Here is a 25,608-nt window from a genome sequence, read left to right on the forward strand (position 1 = left end):
GCAAAAAAGCCCCGCTGGATGTTCCAGCGGGGCTTTTTTGTGGAAGTAGGAACAACTACTCAATCTTGTTCATGCGCTCCTTCACAGCTTCGAGGGCCACGCGCATGTTCACAATGTCGGCGCGGGCAGCTTCCTGCTCTTTCAGGTTCATGTCAATCTGATTGTTGTACTGCTGCAGCTCAGCGGCGTTCTGCACCAACTGCTGCTGAATTTCGATTTTCTTGGCTTTGTTTTTCTCGATGTCTTTCTTGATAGCATCAGCCTTCTGAATCACCGTCATGTGGTTGTTCTGCGAAGCAACCAGGGCTTTTTCAGCTTCAGCTACCTGCAGGGCCAGGTCTTCGCGGTAGAGCATGCGGGCGAAGTCTTTCAGGTACGTTTCGCTGGCTTTCCACTGCACCGGCGTAGCATCCTTGCTCAGGTAGGCATTGCCCAAGTCAATAGACCACCATACGGAGGTACCGGTAGGCGTAGCATCAACCTTGCTGATGATGCGAATAGGGGTCTTGGAAATAGACTCAACAACCACACCATCCATGGTGTAGACGCCTTTATCGGCTTTCACTTTGCCGATTTTTTCGGTAATCCATTTCAGCCAAGAATCGTCTACCCGCTTGCTGTCAAGCTGGATAGTAACGCGCTGGCCCTTACGCGGAATACCTTTGATAGCCATGTCGGTTTCGTCCACTGGCGACTTCTGCGCGTAGCCAGTTACCGTCAGAACGAACATCAACAGCAGGGTTAGGAGTACGCCTGGTTTCATAGAAGTGAAAGTGGTTGAATGTTAATGAAATGCAATAGGAGGTGAAGCAAACGGCCCAATGACTGAAAACCGACTCACCAAATTTAACTAGCTCCAACCCAAAAACCGTGCGCTAACAAACGTTTTTTTTGGCCCGCCCCCGCTTTTGTTATATAATCACAATAGCATATTAAGGAAGTCCAACAAAAACCCTATTATCAGGGCTTTGGTAGCAATATTTAGGCTAGCGAATAGCCTCCCGTTGAAACCTTCTGTCAGAATCCCGGTTAATCGGGCCATATGAAGGTTACGATTTGCCGCAAAGAACACTTCAACGCCGCCCACCGCCTGTACAACCCAGCTTGGTCGGACGCTGAGAATGCCGAGGCCTTTGGCCCCTGCGCCAACGCCAACTACCACGGGCACAACTACGAGCTGGTCGTGCGCCTGACGGGCAGTATCGACCCCGATACGGGCTACGTGTACGACATGAAACGGCTGAGCACGCTCATTAAACGGGAGATTCTGGATACCTTTGACCACCGGAACCTGAATTTGGACACCGAAGACTTTCGGCAGCTGAACCCGACTGCCGAGAACATGGCAGTTGTCATTTGGAATCGGCTCCGCCCCCACCTGGCCCCCACTCTGGCGTTAGCGGTGACGCTCTACGAAACGGAGCGAAATTTTGTAGAATACCATGGATAACCCCGCGTCCGGCTCTGCCGATTTGCTTCTTCCTGCCGACCTGCGTACGCCCCTGCGTCCGGATGCCTTTGCTTTATCTGACGAGGAGAAAATTGCGGCCATGGAGCCGCACTTCCACGCCATTATGGAGTTGCTGGGCCTCGACCTGACCGACGACAGTCTGAGCGGCACGCCGCGCCGGGTGGCCAAAATGTACGTACAGGAATGGTTTCGGGGCCTCGACCCGCGCCACGAACCCGCCGTCAAGCTCTTTGAAAACCGCTACCAGTACCACAACATGCTCATCGAAAAGGACATTACGCTCTTTTCGTGCTGCGAGCACCACTTCGTACCCATCATTGGGAAGGCGCACGTAGCCTACCTGCCGGGCGAGCATGTGGTGGGCCTATCGAAGCTAAACCGGGTGGTGCAGTACTATGCCCGCCGCCCCCAGGTACAGGAGCGGCTTACGCGCCAGATTGCCGAGCAGCTCAAACACAGCCTGCAGACGGAAGACGTGGCCGTCCTCATCGAAGCCGACCACTTGTGCGTCATGAGCCGGGGTGTAAACGACACGAGCAGCAGCACCATTACGGCCGAGTATAGCGGCCGTTTTGCCGATGACCAGCAGTACCGAACCGAGTTTCTGCGCCTGATTGGCCGGTAGCCCGGGCATGCCGGTTTTTGGTTGTAGTTTGCGCGCCCATTTCCCCTCTCTTTTCGCTCATGGCTACCAACGTGCAGGAAACCGCCCGTAAAGTATTGATTGCCGGGGGTACCGGCCTGATTGGCACCCGCCTCAGCGAGATGCTGATTGACGCCGGCTACGATGTAGCGCATGTGAGCCGCCAGTCGGGGCCTACGCACTACCGCCGCTTCCGCTGGGACTTACGCTCCCAAACCATTGATGAAGCGGCCGTGCCTTATGCCGATTACGTCATTAACCTAGCGGGCTCCAGCGTCTCGGAAGGCAAGTGGACCGAGGAGCGCAAGCGCGAAATACTGGATAGCCGCCTGGGGGGCACCAACCTGCTGGTGCGGGAGTTGCGGGAGCGACAGCACCACGTGCGGGCCTTTCTGTCGGTATCGGCCATTGGCATCTACGGCGACGCCGGCGACAAGCTGGTAACGGAGGAAACGCCTCCTGCTCCCGCCGGCGACTTTCTGGCGGATGTATCGCGGCGCTGGGAAGCGGCGGCCCTGGCAGCCCAGGAGCAGGGCGTACGAACCGTTGTGCCGCGGGTGGGCATTGTCCTCAGCCCCGAAGGCGGGGCCTTGGTGCCCCTGGCCCGGACTATTAAAATGATGGCCGGAGCACCGCTGGGCTCGGGCCGGCAGTATATGTCCTGGATTCACCTTGACGACTTATGCCGCCTGCTGATGCAGATGCTGGAGCAGCCCCAGTGGCAGGGGGTGTATAATGCCGTAGCGCCCAATCCCGTCACTAACCAAACTTTCACCGAAACCCTGGCCGGAGTGCTGCACCGCCCCCTGGTGCTGCCCAAAGTGCCGGAGTTTGGCCTGAAGCTGATGATGGGCGAGATGAGCGACATCGTGCTGGCCTCGCAGCGGGTAAGCGCCGAAAAAGTACTGCGGGAAGGCTTCACGTTTGAATACCCAGAACTGAAACCGGCGCTGGAATCGTTCTACGGAGAGGAGTTATAGGAGTATGGAGCGGGCGTTACAGCACTTGACAACCCGATTATTGCTGTTCGTCTCGTTGCTTATAATAGCGCCTTCTGCGGCGCCATTTCATCGTTATCCTGATGTAATCGCCTTATTGAAAGAAGGCAAGCTCAAATTCAGGCGCAAAGGCAAAGTTGAGCACGTCTCAGATTCAGCCGACATCGTTGCCCTATTCGGCCACAACTTCCAGCACCAGGTTACCACAACGCACGGATTGTTAAGAAGCGGCGGCAGCATGTGGCTACGGGAGACGTCTCTTCTGTATAAGCGCCAAGGGGTAGAGTTTATCTTATCTGGCCCCAGGCACCGTATGTCAATGATTGTGCTCAAGAAGCCTTACCGTTACGCTATTCTAAATGGCATACATTTGGGCCAACTGACATACCAGGAACTTGCCCAACGTTATCCGGATAGATCTGGACCACCAGACGCCAGACCATCAGATAAGCATCGCCATTTTTATGATAGACTAGGCGCTTCCGGTCCTTATTGCGACATCTTATTCACGTGTGAAATCCAGTTGTCGCGCAAGCAGGCGGATTCAAGCTACAATGAACCATACATGAACAGATTGATGTATAATGCCCCGCTTACCGAAGCTATGCTACGGCCGCTGTGATAATTCTCCTATCATAAATCGGGTTTCCCACAACGGCTCTCCCAATAATCTACAAGCTATCTGGTACGGCAATGGCGCCGCTATTGATTTGCTCAAGCAGGTTGTCGGCCGCAATGGTGTCAATGGCTACGGCTTCGCGGCGGCGGCGCGGCTCCTCGGTGTAGCACACGTACTTCTTGCTGATTTTAACGATAGGCTTCGGGAAGGGCCCCATGGTAATATCCAGGTCTTTGTCCTGATAGAGCTTCTCCATGTAGGTACCGAAGATGGGCAGTGCCATGCGGCCACCCTCGCCCTGTTGGGTGCGGAAGAAGTGAATGCTGCGGTCTTCGCCGCCGACCCAGATGCCCGTCACCAAATCCTTAGTGACGCCCATGTACCAGCCGTCGGAGTAGTTGGACGTGGTGCCGGTTTTGCCGCCGATCTGGTTGTCCTTTTTCCACAGCTCGTATTCCCACAGGGCCTGTGAAGTCCCGCCGGGCTCGTCCATGCCGCCACGCAGCATGTATAGCATCAGCCAGGCCGTTTCCGGCGAAATCACGCGCTTTTGCTGAGGGTCGAATTGCTTGATAACGTTACCGTTGCGGTCTTCGATGCGGGTGATGAACATGGGCTCGGTACGGAAGCCCTGGTTGACGAAAGTGCCGTAGGCATTCACCATCTCGTACACGCTTACATCCCCGGCCGAACCCAGCCCGATGCTGGGCACGGGCAGCAGCTTGCTTTTGATGCCCACTTTGTGCGCGTACTTGGCCACGTTCTCCCAGCCGACCAGCTCCGTGAGTTGAGCCGTTACGGAGTTTACGGAGCGGGCCATGGCGTGCCGCAGCGTCATGTTGCTGCCGGTGTATTCCCGCGTCACGTTATCGGGCTTCCACTCCATGGGCTTACCATCTTCCACGTAGTTGATGGTTACGCGCTGGTCCCGGATCCGGTCACAGGGCGTGTAACCATTGTCGATGGCGGTGAGGTAGACGAAAGGCTTGAAGGTGGAGCCGGCCTGCCGCTTGCCCTGCTTTACGTGGTCGTACTTGAAAAACTTGTAGTCGAGGCCGCCCACCCAGGCCTTCACCTGCCCGGTGAAGGGGTCCATCGTCATCATGCCGGCGTGCAGGAAGTGCTTGTAGTATGCCAGCGAATCGAGCGGCGACATGACAAGCGTGGTATCCCCGTCGCCCTTCCAGGTAAACACCTTGATGGGGCGTTTACGGTGCAGGGCGGAGTCTACCAGATCGGGGCGGCCGGGGTAGCGCGCTACCAATTCCTTGTAGGCGTCGGTGCGCTTCATCTGCGTTTCGATGAAGTTGGGAATTTCGTTGCCGTCCTCATCTACCCAAGGGTTGGAGTCGCGGTTGCGCCAGAAGTTGTCGAAGGAGCGTTGCAGCACTTTCATGCGCTTGTGCACGGCTTCTTCGGCGTGGGCCTGCATACGCGAGTCGATGGTGAGGTACACCTTCAGTCCGTCGCGGTACAGGTCGTAGCCGTTCTTCTTGCACCAGTCGTTCACAAACTGACTAACGGCGCCCCGGAAATACGTTTCGGGCCCATCGACGTGCTTTTCTACCTGGTATTGCAATGCAATGGGCCGGGATTGCAGCAGCTGTACGCTGTCTTTGGAAAGATAGCCGGCCTGGTGCATACGCTCCAGTACCAGGTTGCGGCGGCGTTTGGCCGCTTCGGGGTGAAAGCGGGCGTTGTAGGTAGTGGGCGCATTCACCGCTCCTATCAGCATAGCCGCCTGCTCGGGTTGCAGGCCCGCCGGCGTGGTGCTGAAAAACGTTTTGGCGGCTACCTTGATGCCGTAGGATTGGGAGCCATAGTCGACGGTGTTGAGGTAGAGCCGCAGAATTTCTTCTTTGGTATAACGGCGTTCCAGCTCCACGGCCGTTAGCCACTCCTTGGTTTTGTTGATGACGGTGCTCAGGACCGGCACATGCCCCAGAAGCCCGGTATTGCCCGCCCGCCGGATTTTGTAGAGGTTTTTGGCCAGCTGCTGGGTGATGGTAGAGCCCCCACCACCCTTGCTGCCCGTAAGCACCCCCGATACAGCCCGGGCAATGGCTTTAGGATCGATGCCGGCGTGGTCGTAGAAGCGCACGTCTTCGGTGGCTACCAGGGCCTTCACCAGCCACGGCGACATTTCCTGCAGGGGCACGGGGGCGCGGTTTTCGCGGAAATACCGGCCAATCATTACCCCGTCGGAGGTGTATACTTCTGAAGGCTGCTCTACTTTGGGATTTTCCAGCTCTTCTAAGCTCGGCGACTTCCCAAACAAAAACAGGAAGTTGATGCTCACCAGTATGGGATATAGCAGAAATACGCCCAGGCCTACCACAAAAAAGCCCCAGATAAAGCGCGTCAGAATATTGGGCCAGCGCCGGCCAGGGCCGGTGGGGGTAGTAGCTTTTGACGAGGTACGTGCGGGCATGCAAAGCAGATTAAGCAGCAGCCACGCCAGCCGGCGGCTACAGGAAACGCAAATATACCAGTTAGGGCCAGCCCAGCGGCACAGCCCGCCGGCAAATCAGTTGGTACGCTCGCGCAGGCGGCTGCCCCACGTGGCCAATACCAACAATAAGCCCTTACCGGTATCCAGCACGAGGTTATCGAGCCGCCCGTAGCCCAGGTACAGCCCCAGGCCAATGCCCACCCACCACAGACCCAGCACATAGCCCAGCGGGGCATAGCCAGGGTGGCGTTTCCACGTCCAGTACAAAGCCAGGCCACAAACCAAGGTAACCAACAGCAGCAGCCAAGCCATAGCAAAGGCCATGAACCGCGTATCGGAACTGGGCACTACCCCGAACTTGGTAAGCACCAGATCAGGAAGCAAGAACCCTGCAAAGGTGAGGGCAGCTTCCAGCAGCAAGGAAAAGACGAGCAAGAGCAATAACGCTTTTCGAGCCATCGGGTGGAAGGTTGGGCAGTAAGCGTTTGTAAGAAAAGGAAAAATCCTTGCTTACCCCAGGCCCCGCTTCTACTGCCACCAAACCCAGGCCAGACATCCCAGCAAAGCCAGCAGGGTGGCCATGGCCGTGCTTACCACTACCACCGCATAGGCCAGCCAACGCCAGCCCCTATGCGCAATACTTCCCGCTATCCGCCAGAGCCACCAGGCACCCAGTACAGGCAAGGCCACCAGGCACACTTTGGCCACCATTCGCGCCACGGGCACTGCCGCGGGCGTATGCAACCATAGCTCTTCACTCAGCCCGGTGCTGACCATAGCCAATACCAAGGCTGCCAGCACCCACCACAGCGGGGCAGGCACCAGCCGCAGGGCCCGGTTAGCTATTTCTGGCAGACGACTCATGGCAGCGTGGCGCTTGGAACAAAGAAAAACTGGCTGACCTTAGAGCTGCGCGGCCCAAGCCTCCCCCGCCGGTGACCACAGCACGAACAAGCCAAACGCCAGCCCCAGCAGAAACAGCAGCAAGGCACTTACGCCCGGCACTACGGTGGTCAGCAGGCGGATGCGGCAGTCGGAGGCAGTGGTTTCCTGCCAGGATAGCAGCATAGCCAGCGCGGCAATACTCCCCATAGCCATCAGCAGGGCCAGCAGGGTTAGAAATAGTTGCAATAGCATGGAGAAGGGCGGGAAGTGTGAGGCTGCACAGCCTGAAGAGCCGTACAGGGACTATACATACTTAAAAACCCGCCAGGCAGATTTCCCTTCTCTGGCTACAGCTCACACCTAACGGCCTCTCCCGGGGCAGCTTGCCGCTACAGAGTCAGCAAGGGCTGGCCATCCAGCGCGAAAAGCAGGTAAAAAGCCAGGCAGAGTAACCAGGGAAGGAAGGTGAACAAGTGAAACAGCCCACAAAGCATCAGCACCCCAAGATGCTTTAGCTCCAGGCTGGCGGGCCGCGTCGTCAGGTTGGCTCCCAATGGCCGGGTAGCTCCCAGAAACACCGCCAAATTTGCCAGTGGCACCCCCAGCAGCGCCCCCGGCCACCACACCCAGACCGCGTTTTGAGTTGCGGTTGGCCACAGGTCTGGCAGCATCCACCACACCCAGAGCACGGCGCCGGCTGCCACCAGCACGCTCAGGGCCCGGCCCGCCGACGGCAGAGCCAGTGGGCGGGGCTGATACCCCGACTTTAAAGCGTCTATTTGCAAAGGTTTCATGGCCGAAAGCTGACTTAGTAGCTGGCCAGCTTACTGCCCCCTTCCGGCGACCAAAGCACCAACAGGAAAAACATCAGGCCCAGTAGTAGAAGCAGCAGCACACTGCTGAGTGGTACTACCCCCGTCAGCAGGCGCTGACGGCGGGAACCAGGGTCGGCGGCCCGCTCCTGCCAGGTGAGCAGCGTAGCCAGGGCCACAATGTCGCCGGCGCACACGAGCAGGCCTACCAGCGTAAGGGCAAATTGGAGGAACATGGAAGGAGGAGTTGCAGAAGTAAATAGAGCTGACGGAAAAGTTCAGGCTATGATTAGCCACTACAGCGCCTGATAAGCCTGCCAATCGGCCCAGGTGTAGCTGGGCCAGTGGCGTTGCTGCTGTTGCGCCCTAAACTGCCGGAGGCGCTTGTGCAGGCGCGTACGGGCATCAGCCTCACTCAGGAACTGGTGCGTGCCGTCGTAGATTTCGTGCTGGAGCTGGTGCTGGCCTAGCTCCCCCTCGTGCGCAACCAGCGTAGGCAGCACCCGGTCGGGCATGGCCAGCAGAAAGCCATAGTCCACGTTGCGCAGCGCCGGGCGCAGGTTGTAGCGCGCTATCCATACCTCCCAGTTGCCGGCCGCCAGCAGCAGCAGTACGGCGTAGGCCGCCAGGCTATTGAGGCGCACCAGGGAGAAAGCCGAGCGGCGCTGCCAGATCTTCAGCAGCAAGGTGCCGAGCCCAAACAGTACCAGCAGCAGGAAAAAGCACACGCCCAGCCGCTTGTAGGCTAGTCCCGTGTACAGGATATAGTAGTAGTTGCGCAGCCCCACCGAAACGGCCAGCACGGCATTTTGCAGCACCCACACCGTGGCCAGCACCCGCAGCAGCGGCAGACCGGGACGGTAGAAATTGAGGTTGCGGCGAAAAAACCACAACAGAATGCTCATGGCCACCAGAATGCTGAAAATAAGCACGTAAGTACCCTCATGCACGAATTGCGTGAGGTCGAAGCCCGGTTCCCGCACAAATCCAAACCAGATCCAGTTCACGTCAATGATATTGACGACCAGCAGCAGCACATTCACGAGCCCCAGCAGGCCTGCCGCTACCAGAAACTCTTTGCGCAGGTCGAGGCTGCCGCGCTCCTGCCGCCGAAAATCGGGCCGGCGCACACTGAAAGACGCCACCTGGTCGCGCTTGCGCTGCACAAACTCCCCGAAGCGCGACTCCCGATCCGCGAAATAGTGCACGGGCACGAAAAGCAGCACCGCCGCCGTGAGGGCCAGCCCCGCCACGAAAAAGAGCACATGAGCCAGCGAAAAACGGCTAAATAACGCCACCAGCCACTCGCTCAGCGCAGCCAGGGCCCGCTCCGACAAGGCTTCGTACTGGGGGTTGGCTACCACGAAGAGTACGTGGAACAGGAACAGGGTTATAAGAGGCACTACCAGGAGCCGGGCATAAAACCAGAAGCGCCCAAGCTGCCCACTCACATTGGTGGGCATCCGCACCAGCATGGGCAAAGCCATAAGCACATGCGCCGCGTTGACCAGGGCCGTCAGCAGGGCATTGCTTACCAGCCGCAAGTGGGGCTGATTCAAGTAGCCAAGCCAGCCTGCTAAGGAAACCCAACAGGCCAAAATGGCTGCCCCCGAGCCATACCAGGCCACCAGCACGGCGCTGCCCAAAGTGCCCAGCAACAATAGCCAGGCATACCCCGAGCGCCACTGTGGGGCGTAGTGCGGCCGCCCGGCCGCCGTGGCCAGCACCACAACCACAGTGTAGAGCAACATATTGAGGCCGGCCCGCTCCTGCCAGAACAGCAAATCAAATAGCAGGGCCCCAACCGGCATAGCCAGCTTTTGCAGGGTTGTCAGCGCCAGTTTTGATGCGGCAGCTTCGTTGGGAGTAGCCGCGGAATTAAGCAAGGACGTGGGGTACATAAGCAACTGTGTCGGGTTTAGATATTAAAAGTACTTTGTGTTACAAAGTTTAAAGACAAAAAAATTTAGCTGCCGCTACGCAACAGCTTTTCCAGGGCTAGCAAATGCGCCTGGAACGCCTCTTTCCCTTCCGCAGACGCGGCGTAAGTGGTATTCGGCTTTTTACCCACAAACTGCTTGCTGACGGCTACATAGCCAGCCTTCTCCAGGGCTGCCACGTGGCTGGCCAGGTTACCATCAGTCAAGTCGAGAGCTTCTTTCAGCTCCGTGAAGCTCACAACTTCATTCGCCATGAGCACGGCCATGACGCCCAGCCGTACGCGGTGGTCGAAAGCCTTATTGAGCGTGTGAATGAGGTGTTTCAAGGAGTTGATATTCGGGGCTGGAACAGCGCCCTATGAAGTAGAAAAGGAAGGTGTGATGCGGCGGGCTTACCGCTCGTAGCGTGAGTACATCAGCAAGCCGTAGCCAATATGCCCCAGCCCAAAACCGAGGGCAAACATAAGCAGGCCGGCGCCAGGCAGCGCAATGGTCACCAGGCCCAGCACTACTTGAGTGAGCCCCAACCAACGGATTTCGTCCAGGGTATACTTGCTGGCATTGAGCAACGCCAGGCCGTAGAACACCAACAGCCCAGGGACTACCAGGCCGGTAGCGCCCTGCCAGTACAAGGCCAGGCAAAACACCCCACCCGCCACCAAGGGTATAGCCAGGCTCAGCGCCAGGCGCTGCGCCAGGGCTCCCCAAAGCTGCTGCCCGGCCGCCCGCGCCCGCCGAATGGTGAAGAAACAGGCTACCACCAGCGCCGCTACCACCATGCCGCCAGCCAGTAGTACCAGGAACGGCAACAAGCGCAACCGCTCCGCGGCCGTACTCTCCAGCAGGTGCAGAAATCCCCCCGGGCCATACTCCCCGCGCAGATACCAGTGCCCGATGCCCGCCCCGGCCAACGCCACGAGCCCCGCTCCCACGCCCGATAACCCGCTCAACGAAATAAAGCGGGAGGAGCGCTCCATAATGGTGCGTATTTCCGTGAGCTGGGCCAGCGGGTCGACAGTAGGCTTCATCATAAATAAAAGTACTTTGCTTTACAAAGCAATAGGTAATTCTTGAAAATTCCAACCTTTCCCGGATTTTCTCCCCTACTGGACGACCGGTGCAAAGGCTATAACGGGGAAAGCAAGCCAATAACGTAATATTCCCGTCCGGTTTCCTTCTCTTTTCTCAATCCTGCCCTTACCGGATGTACGTATACTCGCCCGCTCAGCCGCACTGCTGATGCCGATTTTCAGCTTTTTCGATGCGCATTCGCCTGCAACTATTTGAATTTGAGGATCTGGCCTGGTTTCCGGTCGTCGTGCGGGCCGGCATGATGGACTATCTGCGCTTCATGATTACGCATTTGCACACCTACCGTCCCATCGTTCCGCTGTTGGCCGAAGGCATGCGCCGCACCCAGCAAACCCAGGTGCTGGAGCTGTGCGCCGGGGCAGGTGGCGGCGCCGAGGACGTGCTGGCCGCCCTGCACGCGGCTGGTATGCCGGCCGCCCGCATCCAGCTCACCGACTTATACCCGCAGTCGGCCGCCTGGACGCATGTGCGTACCCAAACCCAGGGTGCCATCAGCTTCGAGCCACAAGCCGTTGATGCGCTACAGGTGCCGGCTGACCTGGAAGGGTTCAGGGCAGTGTTTTCGGCTTTTCACCACTTCCCCCCTTCTGCCGCCGAAGCGTTGCTGCGCAACGCAGTGGAGGCGGGCCGCGGCATTGGCGTATTCGAGGGCGCAGCCAAGCACTGGCTGGAACTGGTGCTGGCCTGCACAGTGCTGCCGCTAGCCCAGCTGTGCATCACGCCGTTTATCCGACCTTTTCGCCTTAGCCGCCTGGTTTTTACTTACCTGCTGCCGCTTATCCCGCTGTGTACTATCTGGGATGGGTGCGTTTCGATCCTCCGGATGTACCCACCCGAGGACCTGCTGGCCCTGGCCCATCGGGCCGACCCCACCGGACGCTACCAATGGCAGGCGGGCAAGGTGCGCCACCGCTGGGGGCCCCGGGTAACCTACCTGATAGGCTGGCCGCAGTCTGTGGCGTAAGCCGTAGCTTGCCGGAGGTTTTTCCGCTTAGGTAGATTCGTTTGTCAGCTAGTCCCATGTCCGTTGCTGCTTACCGCCGTGCGCTGCCGCTGCTGCGTATTCCGTTTTCCGTGTACCTGATGCCAGTGTACTGGTTTGGGCTAAGCGCCCTGCGGGAGCCATTCAGCGTGGGGCGGGCTTTGGCCGTGTTCCTCCTCATCCATGGGCTGGTATACCCGGCCTCCAACGGATACAACTCTTACTACGACCGTGATGAGGGCAGCATTGGTGGGCTGAAACATCCGCCCAAAGTGTCGCAGGAGCTCATTCACCTCGTCTGGCTATTCGATGCGGCCGCCGTTGCCGGGGCCTTCTGGCTGCGGTGGGAGTTTGGCGTGTTGGTGGTGGTGTACCTGCTGGTTTCGAAGGCCTATAGCTACGAGGGCATCCGCCTGAAAAAATACCCGCTCCTGAGCACGGGGGTGGTTATTCTTTTTCAGGGGGCTTTTACTTTCTGGATGACGCAGGTAGGCGTAGGGGCTACTTCCCAGGCGCTGTTCGAGCCGACTAATTGCCTGCTGGCACTGGTCAGCAGCATCTTTCTCTGCGGCTCTTACCCGCTCACCCAGGTGTACCAGCACGCCGAAGATGCCCGGCGTGGCGACTACACGCTCAGTCTGCGGCTGGGTATCCGGGGCACTTTTGTATTTGCAGGGGTGAGTTTACTGCTGGGGGCGGCTTTGCTGGCGGTGGTGTACTGGTGGCGGGCCGAGCTCCTGCACCTGCTGCTGTTTGTTGTTGCTACCGGCCCGGTAGTAGCCCTGTTCAGTCGTTGGGCTTACCAGGTGTGGGCCTCCCCCGAAGCCGCCGACTTCGAGCACACCATGCAGATGAACCAGGTGTCGTCGCTGTGCATGAGTGCGGCCTTTATTGCTATTCTGTTGTGGCCTTAGAGCCGTGCCTGTAGCTAACCCCTCAGCCGTTGTTGCGTACGCTGTCCAGGTTAAGTTCACTTTACTTGCGATGCGCACTCTTCTTCTCGTACTGCCCGCGCTCCTGCTGGCAGCCTGCTCGGGCCCCGCTTCCGAGCAAACGTCCTCAACCACGAGCCCGAACCCGACCGAACCCCTGGATACTACCCGGGCCCCGAGCATATCGGCCCAGGCCGACACGCTGAAAGTTGTGCGCCACCGGCACGACTTTTCTTCCCCGGGCCACCCCGACCTGTTCATGCTTGCCCTCCGTGGCACCGACCTGACCACGGGCGAAGCCACTTTCACCATCACGGCCGCCGACGGCACGACCATCTTCCGCGAAGTGCTGCAAGCGGCCGATCTGGAAGCCTCGCTAGTGTATAGCATGACGGGACCCACCGCTTCCAAGGCTGAGCGGGAAGCTTTTATCCGAAAAAGAATGGACGAGTTTTTCGCGGATAAACAGTTCGGAAAACCCGCGGCAGCAGCCACGGAAGCCGCCCCAGCCGACACTGATCAGGCTGCCTGGGAAGACCTGCGCAAGCGTCCGGATGCCGTGTACTTCCGCTACCTGGTAGGCAAGGAAGAGCAGCGCCGCATAGCCTGGTCGTCGCTGCGCAAGCAGGTTGTGCGCTTGCCCAGCACGGGCGGTTAAGCAAGGCTCGTGGCGGGCCTACTCCGCGGCTTGCGCCAGGGCTTGCTGGATACCGTCGAGGAGGGTGGCATAGGGTTGGTAGCCCCGCGCCAGCACGTAGCCCTGGGAGCCTACCCGCAGGATGCACATGGGAAAGCCCTGCACCCCCAGGCGAGCTACGGCTGCAAACTCCTGCTGCACGGCCTGCCGGCTGGTGGGCAGCTCCCACCGAAGCAAAAACTCTGGCCAGCTTACGCCCAGCTTCGTGACCAGGGGCTCATAGGTGTCGAGTAGATTTAGATCCTGCCCATCCTGAAACAAGGCTTCCTGCACGGCATGCGCAAAATTCACGGCCTGCTCCCGCTCATCCAGCTGCCGAAAAACCGCCAGTGCGCGGCTGGGCGGCTCCGAATCCTGCACCTGCTGGCCCTGCTCCCCCACAGCTTGAAAAGCTTCCCCGAACGAGGCACCCGTTACCTGGCTTACCTGCTGCATAGCCTGGCTTATGTAGGGCCATGCGCTGCCAATGGGGCCCACATCCTCGCCGGTTATCATTCCGCCGCTGAGAATGGTTACGTGCAGCTGCCCGGCCAGCGTGCCCTGAATCTGCTGCACCACGGGCGTCATGCCATAGCACCAGCCGCAGAGGGGGTCGAAGAGGTAAAGAAGCTCGGGTAAATCAGGGGTGGACGAAGGCATAAGAACTGCGAAAAGAAAGAAGCACTTGATTTCGGGATAACCAGCAGCAAAGATACTCGGGCCACCTGAAGCTAGCGGGAAGCTCAGCTATAGAACTTCTTATAGTTCTATAGCACTCTTTTCATACAAAAACAGTTGAGGGACCAAGCCGGATCCGGCTTTTACCGCCCAGCCAAAAATGCGGAGCAGGTATACGTTTGCCAATTCTTCGCGTTGAAGGCAGAGCAACACCTTCAATTTCCCTTCCTATTCGTTTCTTTTCTACATAGTGTCTATGTCACAAGCAACTTTGGGAACGTCCCAATCACCAGCTATTGGCAAGCGGCCGAAGCGTTTGCGTTGGCTGATGGCAGGCGTCGCGTTCCTGGTTTTGTTACTGCTCTTGCTTCGCTTTTATAACGTTGAGAAAAAGGTAACGCAAGAGGACCAACGGTACATTAGCTTCTTGCTGAAAGACACGCCCGCAACCCGCGCCGATGCCATGAGTTACGAGCAGCAACTGGTTTTTCTGCACGCGGCCCAGTTGTCCATCCTCTCCCACTCTACTACCGGCATTCCCATCCCCTACAATCAGGCCCGGGAGCCGAAGAACCTATTTTTGCTAAACTCCGGCATCTGCTACGACCGAAGCCGGGTGTTGGAGAAAATCTTCATGAACGCCGGTTTTACTACCCGGCATGTGGCGTTGTACGCCCAGGACCCGGGTGCCTCGGCTCTCGAAAAAATTCCGTTGCTGGAGGTGGCCAGTCACGCTACCACCGAAGTATTGACCAAGCGCGGCTGGCTGGTGGTTGACTCCAACAACCCCTGGCTGGCGCTGGACGGGCAGCGGCAGCCGTACTCCCTGGCCAGCATGAACGCGGTATTTGAGCAGAACCGCCAGATTCGCTGGCAGCACCCCCCGGCCGCGGGCTACGAAATATTCTACTCGCGGCCCAGCACCTTCATCTACGGGCTGTATTCCCGCCACGGCCGGTTCTATCCGCCCTACACCCCTGGCATTCCTGATTATAACTTACGAGAGCTGCTGTACAATTTTTAATACTCCGCCAGCTTCCCTTAAGCACAAAGACCCGCACCTGAATTGGTGCGGGTCTTTGTGCTTAAGGGAAGCTAGGTTTTTAGCCGTTCATGGAAATCAGGAATTCCTCGTTGTCGCGGGTGCCTTTCATGCGGTCTTTCAGGAACTCCATAGCTTCGGAAGCCGTCATATCCGACATGAATTTGCGCAGCACCCAGATGCGGTTCAGTTCATCCTTGCTCATGAGCAGGTCTTCGCGGCGGGTACCCGATGCGGGCACATCGATGGCCGGGAAAATGCGCTTGTTGGCCAGCTTGCGGTCCAGCTGCAGTTCCATGTTGCCAGTACCCTTGAACTCTTCAAAGATTACCTCGTCCATTTTGGAGCCGGTATCAATCAGGGCCGTGGCAATGATGGTGAGCGAGCCGCCGTCTTCCACGTTGCGGGCCGCGCCAAAAAAGCGCTTGGGCTTGTGCAAGGCATTGGCATCGACACCACCGGAGAGAATCTTGCCGGAGGCGGGCTGCACGGTGTTGTAGGCGCGAGCCAAGCGGGTAATGGAGTCGAGCAGAATCACCACATCGTGACCGCATTCCACTAGCCGCTTAGCCTTATCGAGGGCAATGCTGGCAATTTTCACGTGGCGGTCAGCCGTTTCGTCGAAGGTAGAGCTGAGTACCTCTGCTTTCACCGAGCGGGCCATGTCGGTTACCTCTTCCGGGCGCTCATCAATGAGCAGAATCATGAGGTACACCTCGGGGTGGTTTTCGCTGATGGCGTTGGCAATTTCCTGCAGCAGCACGGTTTTACCCGTCTTGGGCTGGGCCACAATAAGGCCGCGCTGCCCTTTGCCGATGGGGGCAAAAAGGTCCAGGATGCGGGTGCTCATCTGGGTGGGCTTGGTCGAGAGCTTCAGGCGTTCCTCAGCAAACAAAGGCGTGAGGCTGCTAAACGGCACCCGGTCCCGGGCCTCCTCAATGGAGCGGCCATTGATGGTTTCTACGCTTACCAAGGCGTAGTATTTTTCGCCTTCCCGGGGCGGCCGGATGGTGCACTTCACCGTGTCGCCGGCCTTCAGGTTGTACTGCTTGGTTTGTTGCGGGGCCACGTAGATGTCATCGGGCGAGGCCAGGTAGTTGTAGAAAGGGCTGCGCAGAAAGCCGTAGCCGCCATCGGGCATCATTTCCAGCGTGCCTTCGCCAGGGATGATAATATCAAGTTCGGGGCGGGCACGCTGCGCGGGCACCTCCTGGGCAGGGCGCTGCTGGCGTTCCTCACGGCGTTCTTCCCGGCGTTGCTGGTCACGGGCAAACCGCTCTTCGCGGCGTTGGTCCCGGTCGCGCACGGGTCGGTTGGGGTCGCGCTGCTCGGTCCGCTCACCCCGCTCCCGGGGGGCATCGCGCGGCACGTCCCGGCCTTCGCGGGGGGCTTCCGGGCGGGGTACCTCTGGGCGGGGCTCCCGCGGCCGGTCGCTGCGGTATTCCCGCACTTCCCGCCCATCGCGGCCGGGAATAAAAATGATGGGGGCCGGCGGGGTTGGGGCGGCCGGGGCCACGGGGGCCTCCGTAACGGCCGGAGCCGCCACGGCCTCGGGGGCAGCCACTGCGGCCGGAGCTACGGGCTGGGCTACCTCGGCCGGTACGGCTGCCGTTGGCACTTCGGGAAGAACCGGTTCGGTGGGCGCGGGGGCAGCTTCCGCTACGGGTGCGGGCGCAGCAGCGCGGCCGTTACTGCGCGCGGGTTGGTCGTTGCCGGCACGCGTACGGCGCTCGGGGCGCTGGTATACTTTAATGGGACGGGCAGGGCCTTCAGCAGCTTCGGCTGCTGCCTCGGGGGCTGGAGCAGCTTCCGGGCGCGCAGCGGCTACGGGCTCGGGGGCCGGTGCCGCCACGGCTACTGGTGCTGGCTCGGGGGCTACCGCAGCGGGAGCCGCTACCACCTCGGGCGCGGCTGCTTTCCGGCTGGGCGCCTTTTTCTGGGGCAGCTTTTCGGTAGGCGTTACGGCTTGCTGATCAAGAATCTTATAAATCAGATCCTGCTTACTGAGCTTTTTAAAGTTGCCTACCTGTAGCTGTTCAGCCACTTCTTTCAACTCCGAAAGTAGGCGGTCCTTTAATTCGTCAATAGTGTACATACAAAAAAGGAAGAGGGAAAACGCGCGGTGCTAAGCCGCCAACAGCGCAATGCAGACCTATCCGGGCACCATGTGCAACGCCTGCGGCGCGCATCTCAGCAGAAAGTCGAAGCGAAAAAACGGGGTGGTAAGGGGAAGGTGCTGGAAGAATAATCGGGCCCTGGGCGAAGAATAAACTGTTCCGCAGGCCCCGCGTCAGCAGCTGGCTTAGTAACGCAATGTTAGCGTAATACACCCAAACCGCCAAATCATCTGCCAGATTTCCCGGGCTATGCGGCTTACGCAGAAACTGCGACCAAGGATGCAAACTATGGCCCTGGCTTGGCGGGGGCGGGGCAAATTGCGGCAAATAGCCCGGGGCTGCTGCATCTGCAAAATCATTACTCTACTTTTGCCGTATTCCATTCTGCCTTTTCTGCCGCTATGCTGCAAGTATCCGTTCTGCGAGAGCAAACCGAGGCCGTGTTGGCCGGCCTCGCCAAAAAACACTACAAAACCGCCGAGGCCGATGTGCAGGCCATTTTGGCCCTCGACCTGCGCCGCAAGGAGCTGCAAACCTCCCACGACCAGGCCCAGGCCGAAGCCAACAAGCTGGCGCGGCAGATCGGCGACCTGATGAAAGCGGGCAGCAAGGCCGAAGCTGACACCCTGAAGCTGCGCACCGCCGAGTTGAAGCAGCAAACCAAGGCCCACGCCGAGGAGCTGGTAGACGTGGAAAAAGAACAGCAGCAGCTGTTGTACAAGCTTCCCAACCTGCCCCACAGCAGCGTACCCCAGGGCCGCTCGGCCGACGATAACGAAGTGGTGCGCGAGGTAGGCAATAAGCCCACGCTGGCTGCCGGCGCCAAGCCACACTGGGAGCTGATTGAACAGTACGACATCATTGACTTTGCCTTGGGCAACAAGATTGCCGGCGCCGGCTTTCCCGTGTACAAGGGGCAAGGCGCACGTCTGCAGCGCGCTCTGATTAACTTTTTTCTGGATGAGGCGCGCCAGGCGGGTTACGTGGAGATTCAACCTCCGGTCCTGGTAAACGAGGCCTCCGGGTATGGCACCGGCCAGCTGCCCGACAAGGAAGGCCAGATGTACCACGACGCCCAGGATAACCTGTACTTGATTCCGACGGCGGAGGTACCCATCACCAACCTCTACCGCGACGAAATTGTGGCGCTGGAGGCTCTGCCCATTCGCAATGCCGGGTATACGCCCTGCTTTCGCCGGGAGGCCGGCTCCTGGGGTGCCCACGTACGGGGCCTCAACCGCCTGCACCAGTTCGACAAAGTGGAAATCGTGCAGATTGCCCACCCCGACCACAGCTACGCGCAGCTGGAAGAAATGCTGAGCCACATCGAGGGCTTGTTGCAAAAGCTGGAACTCCCCTACCGCGTGCTGCGCCTGTGCGGCGGCGACATGGGCTTCACGTCCGCCCTCACCTACGACCTGGAAGTGTGGAGTGCCGCCCAACAGCGCTGGCTGGAGGTGTCTTCGTGCTCGAATTTCGAAAGCTACCAGGCTAACCGGCTTAAGCTGCGCTACCGCCCCGAGAATGGCAAAACGCAGCTCCTGCACACGCTCAATGGCTCGGCGCTGGCACTCCCCCGCATTGTGGCGGCGCTGCTGGAAAACAACCAGCAAGCCGATGGCATAGCCCTGCCCGCCGTATTGCATAGCTACTGCGGGTTCAGCAAGATCGGCTAGCCCGCCGGCACCATAAAGAGCCGAAAAAGAGTGGGCCCGATGCCATGGCATCGGGCCCACTCTTTTTCTTGTTTAGCTTACTGCCCCCCCGGCGCCCGCAGATACAACCGGAAAGTGGTGCCGGCGCCGTCCTGGCTTTCCACTTCAATGCGCCCTCCTTCCCCGTGCACCAGGCGGTTTACCAGGAAAAGGCCCACGCCGGTGCCTTCGCCCGCCTGCGGATGAAAGCGACGGAAAAGCTGGAAAAGCTCTGCTCCGTACCGCTCCAGGTTTAGCCCGAGGCCATTGTCCTGTACTTCCAGCACGGGCTGGCCCTGCACTAGCAGGCTGCGCACCTCGATCAGGGGGGCGCGGTTGGGGTCCCGGTATTTAATGGAGTTGGTAAGCAGGTTTAGCAGAATGGTGCGCAGGTTGCTGCGCACGTACTCCACCGCCGGCAAGGCCGTAAAGTTGGTTTGAACGGTGGCTTCGGCGGCCACAATTTGGGGGAGCAGTGTTTGCACAATATCGGCTACCATCTCGGCAATGTCCACCATTTCTGGGGGCTGCTCACCGGGGAGCTGCTCTACCTGCACCACGTGGGCGAGGTCGGTGATAGTGGACGAGAGGGACTGCAACGATTCATCGACCAGCTGCAGCAGATGTGCCTCCTCCGGGTCGTGAAAAGTGGCGGTACGCCTTAGTTCTTCAAAAAGCCCCCGCAGGTTATGAATCGGCTGCCGCAGGTCGTGGGAGGCGGCGTACACAAAGTTGTCCAGGTCGGCATTGGTACGCGCCAGCCGCTGGTTGATGGTATCCAGTTCCTGATTGTGCGACTTTTCCTGGTGGTGCGCGGTGGTAAGCTGAGCGTTTTTTTCGGCCAGTTCCCGCCGGATTTCGGTTAGCTCGGCCAGGGAGTCGCGCAGCTGCTGGTTGACGCCCTGCAGTTCGGCGTGGTAGCGCGCCTCGTATTGCCGCCACTCATTTTTCTCAATGGCGTGCTTCACGGTCTTCAGCAGCAGCTCCTGGTCGAACTGCTGCTTCACCAGGTAGTCCAGGGCGCCTTCGTTGAGGGCACGCACGGCCAGCATTTCGCTGCCCCCACCCGTAATCATGATAATGCACATGGTTTCGGCCGGGAAAAACTGCTTGATGCCCACCAGCACCTCCAGCCCGGTGGTATCGGGCAGGTTGTAATCCAGCAGCACGCAGTCGGGCCGGAGGGTCCGGTACTGGCGGATGGCATCTTCCCCCGATGAGGACTCGTGTATTTCTACGCTCTCGTACCCGGTTTGCTTGGTGAGGTAGCGCTTATACAGCATCCGGTCCTGCTCATTGTCATCAACAAGTAAGATCTTTTTCACAGCTTCCAATTAGGCCGCAGGCAGCTCCGAGGACTGGAGCCAGTACCGAATAATGAGTTGGACTTTTTCCTCCAAGCTGGCAAAATCAATGGGCTTGGTGAGGTAGCTGTTGGCTCCCAGGCGGTAGCAGTCTTCTACGTCTTTGGTGTTGGAGGAAGTGCTGAAGATAATAACCGGGATGGAGTGCAGGTAGGGGTCCTGCTTTACCACGTCCAGCACCGTGCGCCCGTCAGTCCCGGGCAGGTTCAGGTCGAGCAGGATAATGGCCGGCATGGCCTGGGGCCAGGCGGAGAGCTTACCGCGCCCCTGCAGGTATTCCAGGGCCTGGTCGCCGTCTTCGCAGCGCAGGACCGGATTCTGAAGCGCATACTTACGAAAGACCCTGCCCAGTGCCGTAAAATCTTCGGTACTGTCTTCAACTACCAACACGGGTCTAAGAGGAACGGAAACCACCTACAGAGTTTTTGAAAGCGAAAAATAAAACGTAGTGCCTTTGCCTACAACGGAATCGACCCACAATTCGCCATGGTGTTTTTCAACCATTTTTTTGACGATGGCAAGTCCGGCTCCGGTTCCGCCGCCGAATTTATCCGGGGCGTGCAACCGTTTAAAGAGCTTAAAGATACTATCGTAATGTCGAGCTTCTATCCCGATACCATTGTCGCGCACAAAAAATACGGCAAACTCCTCCGGGTTGACGGGGCCACGCGGGCTGCTGATCCCGGCCGGGGCCTGCCCAATAACGATTTGCCTTTCGGGCTTATTGTTATAGCGCATAGCATTCGTAATCAGATTATTGAATACTTCCCGAATGCGCACCGGATCTACGAATAAGGTGGGCAGAGGCCCACGTACCGACACGGTGGCCTGGTTTTGCTCGAGGCGCGGATGCAGCAGGTCTACCACGTCGGCCACTACCTCATTCATATCAGTTTCCGTGACGGCCAGCTCCATGCGGCCTACCCGGGAAAGCTGCAGCAAGGACTCAATCAGGGCCTCCATGCGCTGGCTTAGCCGTACGAGGGTTTGTAGCTTGCTTACCCCCTCGGCATCCAGCTGGCTGGCATAGTCTTCCAGCAAAAACAAGGAGTAGTTATGAATTCCCCGCAGCGGCTCTTTCAAGTCGTGCGAGGCCACGTAAGCAAACGAGTCCAGCTCATCGTTGCTGCGCTCCAGCTCGGCGTTCAGGCGGCTGAGCATGGACGCCCGGCTTTGCAGCTCGTTGAAGATTTTCACCCGGATATCGGAGATGTGCAGGCGAATTTCCTTGGCCGCCTCAATTTCGATGAACTTCCAGGGCGCGGCCGTGCTATCCACCGATTCTTTCCAGGCCTCAAACGACTGCCGGGGCGACAGATGCACTTCACCATCGCGCATCACCTCGACCTTTTGCTGGCGGCCCGCCCAGGTTACGCTTTGCACAAGCTCGGGCCGGAACCAAAAGATGTAATTGCCCGGCTCCTTAGCCAGGGAAATAGCCAGGATGCCGCTGGCCACAGCCCGGATAGCCACCCCGGCTGGGTTATGCCGCACGTAGGAATTGGTGTGAAAAACGTCCTCGCGCACGTGCTGCTGAAACCAGCTCAGCAGCTCCTCAATCTGCGGCTTGGTGGGCGTGTTGCCGAGGGTAATGGTTTCTCCCTCGAAGCAAATAGCTGCCCCGCCACAGTCCATCACATCGAGCAGCGTGGGCGCCTGCTTGTAGAGGCCATCAATAAAGTTGGCCTGGCTGGTCATTTTGTTAAACAAACGCAGCCGGTTTTCGCGGATGCGCTGTTGATATTCCCGGTCGTCGTGCTGCTCCTTGTTTTTTAGCAGAGCCGAAAACGTTTTGCCCACAAACAAGCTCAGGTCGCGCAGCTCGTAGCTTACCAGCCGGGGCGAATAGTGGTGCCCCATGATGAGGCCCCAGAGCTTGCCCTCCTGAATAATCGAAATGGACATGCTGGCTCCCACGCCCATATTCTGCAGGTATTCAATATGGATGGGCGACACGCTGCGCAGCACGGCGTACGTCATATCCGGGGGGCGCCCACTGGTGGGGTTGCGCACGGGCACCAGCGGCGCCGGCGCATAGTTCACGTCCGGGATAAAGCGCAGCCAGTTTTTCAGGTACATCAGCCGGGCCTGCTTGGGAATGTCGGTAGCGGGGTAATGCAAGCCCAGAAAGGGCTCCAGATCCGCGCGCTTTGATTCCGCAATAACTTCTCCACTCTCATCCTCCGCAAACCGGTACAGCATGATGCGGTCGAACCCCGTAATCTGGCGTACCTGCTCCACGGCATGCTGGCAGAAGTCCAGCACCGTTTCCGATTCCAGCATCAGGCCCAGGGTGGTGTTCAAGGTAGGCAGATCGAGGGAGCTGGCGGCCGTATCGGCCACGGGCTCAAACTCGGCCCATATCAGGTCGTCGTGCCGGTGCAAAATGAGCTTGTAGAAGGGCTGCCCGGCAACGGCATCTAGGCGTACACCCATCAGCTTGGGAATCTCGACCAATGCCGGCCAGAGGGCCTCTACCTGCGCCAAGTGCTCGGAGCCCAGCAACCGGTCGAGCATGCCGCCCAGCAGCTGATCAGGTGCCAGTCCTACCATGCTGCCGGTATTGGCGCTGGCGTGCACAATCTGGTGGGTTTCTTCGTCGAGGCACAGCAGGAAGCCGAAGGGCTGCACCGAACCCGGAATATGAATTGGCTCCCGGTCACAATTGGTAAGGGTGATTTGCGCCCCCACCAGGCTTTCGTCCGTGTAGTTCATGGTTGTTTCAGCCAGGCGTCTAGTAGTTGAAATGTTTGCGCCGCCGATGTCACCAGCTGTTCCTGGTCGACGTGGGCTGCCTCCTGGGTGAGCAGGCGGCAAAAGGTTTTCCAGCGGGGGCCCGTCAGCTCACCGTAACCGCGGAAGTAGCGCTGCAGCGGAATGCCGGCCTGGGCCAGTTGGCGCGTAATCACCTGCCCGCCGAGGGTAGAGCCCTCCATCACGTACATAGCGCCCAGTAGCTCGGCGCGCGTGCTGAGGGGGGGCATCAGTGGACATAAAGCCGGGGGCAATGGTCCTTCGGGCAGGCTGGCCAGATCAGCCAGAATAAGCGGGGAGCGGCTACGCTGGGGCAGCTCCCACTCTGCCGAAAAAGCGAGTCCCTGGCGCCGGAGCTGAGCCTCGTACGGCACTAAAAAGCCGTAGATTTTGCGCAGAAAATGCGCCGTAGCGGCCACCGAAACCTGTCCGGCCCCCAGCTCCCGGTTAAAGGTATTCTGTTCCAGCGCATCGTGGTATGGTCGGGTTTGCTGCCGCAAACGCGTTAAAATATCGAGGTTCTGAGAAGGCAACATGCAAAAGATAAAGGGCGCAGCCGGGCAGATAGCAACCGTGATTTTTCGGAAAGGCACGCCTCCTGCGTGCGCCTGTAGCTATTCTGTCCGCGCTTTCATTCCTGAAAAGGCTGAAAAGATGATTAATGGTTCATGGCGTAGCTGGCGTCACCGCTTACTTAACCCCAAACCACTAAAGGATAGGCCAGAGCCGGGATTAGGTGAGCAGCTCGGTCACGACCCGTAAGGAGCCGCTGGTCAGAGTTTTCTGCACCGGGCATTTCTCGGAGATGAGGTGCAGACGTTTTCGCTGCTCTTCCGACAAAGGCCCCAGCAAGCGCAGCTCTTTCTGTATTTCTTCCAGCATTTCTCCGGGCAACTCGCACTTCTCGCAATCGAGTCGATGCACCCGGCGGTGGTGCAAGCGCACTTCAATGCCTTCCAGCGGCCAGTTTTTCTGACTGGCGTACAGCCGCAGGGTAATGGCCGTGCACGCCCCCAGGGCCGAAAGCAACAAATCGTAGGGAGTGGGGCCCCGGTCATTCCCGCCTACGGAGGCGGGCTCATCCACCAAATAGGTGTGGCGGCCGGCGTAGATTTCGGCAGCCAAGTCGGCTGGCCCTACTTTCACGAGCACGGCATGGGTTACGGAAGGCTCAGAACTTGACATGAAGCAGCGTTGTGAGGCAGAAGTAGTTGGAGCGGCGAATGGTAGCCTTTGTGTGGGTAAGCACGCAACGCTGGTCACCGCGTGGCGGCAGCGTCCTGAAGGTGGCGGTAAGCCTGTTTCCTGGAGTAACAAGACAATGGTTTGCCACTCGAGAAAGACACCATGGGTATCCTGTACTCAAATCCTCGAAAAATAGATACACAAGCTCAACTATTCTTGCGCTTGATATTTGGCCGGTTGGCAGCAGGCGTTAATACTTTAGGGGTGTTTCGCGTAGCGCCTCCGCAGCAGGACCGAAATCAATTGCCCGCATACACGTAAAGTGGCCCTGCGGGCACTTAGCATAGCCTATTTTGGAGCAGGGCCTACAGGGTAAGCCTTTCACTTCCAGCACCGTAAATTCCGTTTGATAAGGATACATGCCAAACTCCGGCACGGTGTTGCCCCACACGCTGATGATTTTCTTACGAAACGCGGCGGCAATGTGCATCAGGCCCGTATCGTGGCTGATGACGGCCCGCGCCTGCCGCACCAAGGAGGCCGACTGATTGAGGTTAAACTTTCCGCAAGCGTTAAATACTGACGGCCCGGCAGTTCCGGCTTCGGCGGGGCTTAGCGCCTGCACAACCAACTCGCCGGTGGGAGCATCTTCCGGGCCACCCAGCAGCACAATGGGCTGCCGAAGCATTCCGCACAGCTCGATAATGCGCTCCGTGGGTAGGCGTTTGGTGGCGTGCTGGGCACCAATGGCAAAGGCTACGTACCCGGCCTGAAACGCGGCGGGCAGGGCAGCAGGCACAGCTACCTCGTCCTGAGGCGGGATAAAATAGTCCAGCCCTTGCCCATCGTTGCGCACACCCAGGGGGGCTGCCGCCGCCAGGTACCGCTCCACAATGTGCACCGGGGGCATGGTATCCACTTTCAGGTTCACCAGCAGCCACTTGCGCCCATTCAGCTTATCAAACGATGCTGACTTCACACCGAGCTGTAGCTTGATCAGGGCCGACCGCAGATTATGGTGCAGGTCCACGACAAAATCAAAATGTTCGGCCCGCAGCTCAGCCACCAGCTCCCGGAGCGAGCCGTGCAGGCAGTGGACTTTGTCGATGTAGGGGTTGGGCTCCAGAAAACTCCGGAAGGCTGGCTTGGTGGCGTAGTGCACCTGGGCGCCAGGCACCTGCTGCTTTAGCGCGCGCACCACGGGCGTAGTGAGCACAATATCACCGATAGAGGAAAAGCGCAGTACAAGAATTTTCATGACAGCCCGGCTCC

At 58.8% G+C, this 25,608-nt stretch carries 26 protein-coding genes; 8 read left to right on the forward strand and 18 right to left on the reverse strand.

Annotation, left to right across the window (positions count from 1 at the left end):
- Positions 1-55: 55 nt before the first annotated feature.
- Positions 56-763 carry a hypothetical protein gene (locus tag FY528_RS16945; RefSeq protein ID WP_149072215.1) on the reverse strand — a complete coding sequence of 236 codons (708 nt, stop codon included), beginning with the start codon at positions 761-763 and terminating at the stop codon, positions 56-58.
- Positions 764-1,042: 279 nt separating this feature from the next.
- On the opposite strand from FY528_RS16945, the gene FY528_RS16950 reads away from it, so the two are divergent.
- The 3 genes from FY528_RS16950 to FY528_RS16960 are packed head-to-tail and all read left to right on the forward strand — an operon-like array spanning position 1,043 to position 3,094.
- Positions 1,043-1,450, forward strand: coding sequence for a 6-pyruvoyl trahydropterin synthase family protein (locus tag FY528_RS16950; RefSeq protein ID WP_149072216.1), 408 nt, complete (start codon positions 1,043-1,045; stop codon positions 1,448-1,450).
- Positions 1,443-2,096 carry a GTP cyclohydrolase I FolE gene (folE, locus tag FY528_RS16955; protein ID WP_149072217.1) on the forward strand — a complete coding sequence of 218 codons (654 nt, stop codon included), beginning with the start codon at positions 1,443-1,445 and terminating at the stop codon, positions 2,094-2,096. The genes FY528_RS16950 and folE overlap by 8 nt, the downstream gene beginning before the upstream one ends.
- 59 nt (positions 2,097-2,155) lie before the next feature.
- Entirely contained in the window at positions 2,156-3,094 is a 939-nt protein-coding gene (locus tag FY528_RS16960) for a TIGR01777 family oxidoreductase (protein WP_149072218.1), read from the forward strand.
- Between the two features lie 689 nt (positions 3,095-3,783).
- Here the strand turns inward: FY528_RS16960 and FY528_RS16965 are convergent.
- The 9 genes from FY528_RS16965 to FY528_RS17005 form a co-directional block, all read right to left on the reverse strand.
- Positions 3,784-6,162, reverse strand: a complete 2,379-nt coding sequence (locus tag FY528_RS16965) for a transglycosylase domain-containing protein (RefSeq protein WP_262384041.1) — start codon at positions 6,160-6,162, stop codon at positions 3,784-3,786.
- A 96-nt stretch (positions 6,163-6,258) separates the two neighbouring features.
- Positions 6,259-6,642, reverse strand: a complete 384-nt coding sequence (locus tag FY528_RS16970) for a hypothetical protein (protein ID WP_149072219.1) — start codon at positions 6,640-6,642, stop codon at positions 6,259-6,261.
- Positions 6,643-6,711: 69 nt separating this feature from the next.
- Positions 6,712-7,047 (reverse strand): hypothetical protein, encoded by a 336-nt coding sequence (locus FY528_RS16975; protein ID WP_149072220.1) that lies wholly within the window; start codon positions 7,045-7,047, stop codon positions 6,712-6,714.
- A gap of 39 nt (positions 7,048-7,086) precedes the next feature.
- Positions 7,087-7,320, reverse strand: a complete 234-nt coding sequence (locus tag FY528_RS16980) for a hypothetical protein (RefSeq protein WP_149072221.1) — start codon at positions 7,318-7,320, stop codon at positions 7,087-7,089.
- Positions 7,321-7,457: 137 nt separating this feature from the next.
- Complete coding sequence (locus FY528_RS16985) at positions 7,458-7,862, reverse strand: hypothetical protein (protein ID WP_149072222.1); 405 nt, start codon at positions 7,860-7,862, stop codon at positions 7,458-7,460.
- A gap of 14 nt (positions 7,863-7,876) precedes the next feature.
- The gene (locus FY528_RS16990) at positions 7,877-8,116 is read right to left on the reverse strand and encodes a hypothetical protein (RefSeq protein WP_149072223.1); all 240 of its coding nucleotides are present in this window, start codon (positions 8,114-8,116) and stop codon (positions 7,877-7,879) included.
- Positions 8,117-8,176: 60 nt separating this feature from the next.
- Positions 8,177-9,781 (reverse strand): DUF4153 domain-containing protein, encoded by a 1,605-nt coding sequence (locus FY528_RS16995; RefSeq protein ID WP_149072224.1) that lies wholly within the window; start codon positions 9,779-9,781, stop codon positions 8,177-8,179.
- A 65-nt stretch (positions 9,782-9,846) separates the two neighbouring features.
- Positions 9,847-10,146, reverse strand: a complete 300-nt coding sequence (locus FY528_RS17000; protein WP_149072225.1) for a winged helix-turn-helix domain-containing protein — start codon at positions 10,144-10,146, stop codon at positions 9,847-9,849.
- Between the two features lie 66 nt (positions 10,147-10,212).
- Positions 10,213-10,851: a hypothetical protein gene (locus FY528_RS17005; protein WP_149072226.1), complete on the reverse strand. Its 639-nt coding sequence runs from the start codon at positions 10,849-10,851 to the stop codon at positions 10,213-10,215.
- Between the two features lie 230 nt (positions 10,852-11,081).
- Here FY528_RS17005 and FY528_RS17010 point away from each other — a divergent pair, with 230 nt between their 5' ends.
- The 3 genes from FY528_RS17010 to FY528_RS17020 all read left to right on the forward strand — a co-directional run bounded on the left by FY528_RS17010 (position 11,082) and on the right by FY528_RS17020 (position 13,484).
- On the forward strand, positions 11,082-11,876 hold the full coding sequence (locus FY528_RS17010) for a class I SAM-dependent methyltransferase (RefSeq protein ID WP_149072227.1): 795 nt from the start codon (positions 11,082-11,084) through the stop codon (positions 11,874-11,876).
- A gap of 56 nt (positions 11,877-11,932) precedes the next feature.
- Positions 11,933-12,808, forward strand: a complete 876-nt coding sequence (locus FY528_RS17015; protein ID WP_149072228.1) for a UbiA family prenyltransferase — start codon at positions 11,933-11,935, stop codon at positions 12,806-12,808.
- Positions 12,809-12,878: 70 nt separating this feature from the next.
- Positions 12,879-13,484, forward strand: coding sequence for a hypothetical protein (locus FY528_RS17020; RefSeq protein WP_149072229.1), 606 nt, complete (start codon positions 12,879-12,881; stop codon positions 13,482-13,484).
- Between the two features lie 18 nt (positions 13,485-13,502).
- Here FY528_RS17020 and FY528_RS17025 read toward each other — a convergent pair whose 3' ends face one another.
- Positions 13,503-14,162, reverse strand: coding sequence for a DsbA family protein (locus FY528_RS17025; protein WP_149072230.1), 660 nt, complete (start codon positions 14,160-14,162; stop codon positions 13,503-13,505).
- 445 nt (positions 14,163-14,607) lie between these two features.
- Here FY528_RS17025 and FY528_RS17030 point away from each other — a divergent pair, with 445 nt between their 5' ends.
- A complete protein-coding gene (locus FY528_RS17030) occupies positions 14,608-15,204 on the forward strand; it encodes a hypothetical protein (RefSeq protein WP_187632169.1) in 597 nt (198 codons plus the stop codon).
- A gap of 79 nt (positions 15,205-15,283) precedes the next feature.
- On the opposite strand, the gene rho is transcribed toward FY528_RS17030, so the two are convergent.
- Positions 15,284-17,317, reverse strand: coding sequence for a transcription termination factor Rho (gene rho / locus FY528_RS17035; RefSeq protein WP_149072232.1), 2,034 nt, complete (start codon positions 17,315-17,317; stop codon positions 15,284-15,286).
- A 423-nt stretch (positions 17,318-17,740) separates the two neighbouring features.
- Here rho and serS point away from each other — a divergent pair, with 423 nt between their 5' ends.
- Positions 17,741-19,015, forward strand: a complete 1,275-nt coding sequence (serS, locus tag FY528_RS17040; protein WP_149072233.1) for a serine--tRNA ligase — start codon at positions 17,741-17,743, stop codon at positions 19,013-19,015.
- A gap of 77 nt (positions 19,016-19,092) precedes the next feature.
- On the opposite strand, the gene FY528_RS17045 is transcribed toward serS, so the two are convergent.
- The 6 genes from FY528_RS17045 to FY528_RS17070 form a co-directional block, all read right to left on the reverse strand.
- Positions 19,093-20,358, reverse strand: coding sequence for an ATP-binding response regulator (locus FY528_RS17045; protein ID WP_149072234.1), 1,266 nt, complete (start codon positions 20,356-20,358; stop codon positions 19,093-19,095).
- Positions 20,359-20,367: 9 nt separating this feature from the next.
- On the reverse strand, positions 20,368-20,787 hold the full coding sequence (locus FY528_RS17050; protein WP_197748879.1) for a response regulator: 420 nt from the start codon (positions 20,785-20,787) through the stop codon (positions 20,368-20,370).
- Positions 20,788-20,811: 24 nt separating this feature from the next.
- Positions 20,812-23,112, reverse strand: coding sequence for an ATP-binding protein (locus FY528_RS17055; RefSeq protein ID WP_149072236.1), 2,301 nt, complete (start codon positions 23,110-23,112; stop codon positions 20,812-20,814).
- Positions 23,109-23,687, reverse strand: a complete 579-nt coding sequence (locus tag FY528_RS17060; RefSeq protein ID WP_149072237.1) for a biliverdin-producing heme oxygenase — start codon at positions 23,685-23,687, stop codon at positions 23,109-23,111. Before FY528_RS17060 ends, FY528_RS17055 begins: the two co-directional genes overlap by 4 nt.
- Positions 23,688-23,883: 196 nt before the next feature.
- A complete protein-coding gene (locus tag FY528_RS17065; protein ID WP_149072238.1) occupies positions 23,884-24,336 on the reverse strand; it encodes an OsmC family protein in 453 nt (150 codons plus the stop codon).
- A 250-nt stretch (positions 24,337-24,586) separates the two neighbouring features.
- The gene (locus FY528_RS17070; protein WP_149072239.1) at positions 24,587-25,594 is read right to left on the reverse strand and encodes a glycosyltransferase family 9 protein; all 1,008 of its coding nucleotides are present in this window, start codon (positions 25,592-25,594) and stop codon (positions 24,587-24,589) included.
- Between the last annotated feature and the right edge of the window lie 14 nt (positions 25,595-25,608).

Origin of the sequence: Hymenobacter lutimineralis (assembly GCF_008271285.1) — a bacterium.
GTDB classification, from domain to species: Bacteria; Bacteroidota; Bacteroidia; order Cytophagales; family Hymenobacteraceae; genus Hymenobacter; species Hymenobacter lutimineralis.

Bases quoted from the DNA above. Each gene is read 5' to 3' on its own strand.
- FY528_RS16945 (WP_149072215.1), bottom strand. From the start codon at position 763: ATGAAACCAGGCGTACTCCTAACCCTGCTGTTGATGTTCGTTCTGACG.
- FY528_RS16950 (WP_149072216.1), top strand. From the start codon at position 1,043: ATGAAGGTTACGATTTGCCGCAAAGAACACTTCAACGCCGCCCACCGC.
- folE (WP_149072217.1), top strand. From the start codon at position 1,443: ATGGATAACCCCGCGTCCGGCTCTGCCGATTTGCTTCTTCCTGCCGAC.
- FY528_RS16960 (WP_149072218.1), top strand. From the start codon at position 2,156: ATGGCTACCAACGTGCAGGAAACCGCCCGTAAAGTATTGATTGCCGGG.
- FY528_RS16965 (WP_262384041.1), bottom strand. From the start codon at position 6,162: ATGCCCGCACGTACCTCGTCAAAAGCTACTACCCCCACCGGCCCTGGC.
- FY528_RS16970 (WP_149072219.1), bottom strand. From the start codon at position 6,642: ATGGCTCGAAAAGCGTTATTGCTCTTGCTCGTCTTTTCCTTGCTGCTG.
- FY528_RS16975 (WP_149072220.1), bottom strand. From the start codon at position 7,047: ATGAGTCGTCTGCCAGAAATAGCTAACCGGGCCCTGCGGCTGGTGCCT.
- FY528_RS16980 (WP_149072221.1), bottom strand. From the start codon at position 7,320: ATGCTATTGCAACTATTTCTAACCCTGCTGGCCCTGCTGATGGCTATG.
- FY528_RS16985 (WP_149072222.1), bottom strand. From the start codon at position 7,862: ATGAAACCTTTGCAAATAGACGCTTTAAAGTCGGGGTATCAGCCCCGC.
- FY528_RS16990 (WP_149072223.1), bottom strand. From the start codon at position 8,116: ATGTTCCTCCAATTTGCCCTTACGCTGGTAGGCCTGCTCGTGTGCGCC.
- FY528_RS16995 (WP_149072224.1), bottom strand. From the start codon at position 9,781: ATGTACCCCACGTCCTTGCTTAATTCCGCGGCTACTCCCAACGAAGCT.
- FY528_RS17005 (WP_149072226.1), bottom strand. From the start codon at position 10,851: ATGATGAAGCCTACTGTCGACCCGCTGGCCCAGCTCACGGAAATACGC.
- FY528_RS17010 (WP_149072227.1), top strand. From the start codon at position 11,082: ATGCGCATTCGCCTGCAACTATTTGAATTTGAGGATCTGGCCTGGTTT.
- FY528_RS17015 (WP_149072228.1), top strand. From the start codon at position 11,933: ATGTCCGTTGCTGCTTACCGCCGTGCGCTGCCGCTGCTGCGTATTCCG.
- FY528_RS17020 (WP_149072229.1), top strand. From the start codon at position 12,879: ATGCGCACTCTTCTTCTCGTACTGCCCGCGCTCCTGCTGGCAGCCTGC.
- FY528_RS17025 (WP_149072230.1), bottom strand. From the start codon at position 14,162: ATGCCTTCGTCCACCCCTGATTTACCCGAGCTTCTTTACCTCTTCGAC.
- rho (WP_149072232.1), bottom strand. From the start codon at position 17,317: ATGTACACTATTGACGAATTAAAGGACCGCCTACTTTCGGAGTTGAAA.
- serS (WP_149072233.1), top strand. From the start codon at position 17,741: ATGCTGCAAGTATCCGTTCTGCGAGAGCAAACCGAGGCCGTGTTGGCC.
- FY528_RS17055 (WP_149072236.1), bottom strand. From the start codon at position 23,112: ATGAACTACACGGACGAAAGCCTGGTGGGGGCGCAAATCACCCTTACC.
- FY528_RS17060 (WP_149072237.1), bottom strand. From the start codon at position 23,687: ATGTTGCCTTCTCAGAACCTCGATATTTTAACGCGTTTGCGGCAGCAA.
- FY528_RS17065 (WP_149072238.1), bottom strand. From the start codon at position 24,336: ATGTCAAGTTCTGAGCCTTCCGTAACCCATGCCGTGCTCGTGAAAGTA.
- FY528_RS17070 (WP_149072239.1), bottom strand. From the start codon at position 25,594: ATGAAAATTCTTGTACTGCGCTTTTCCTCTATCGGTGATATTGTGCTC.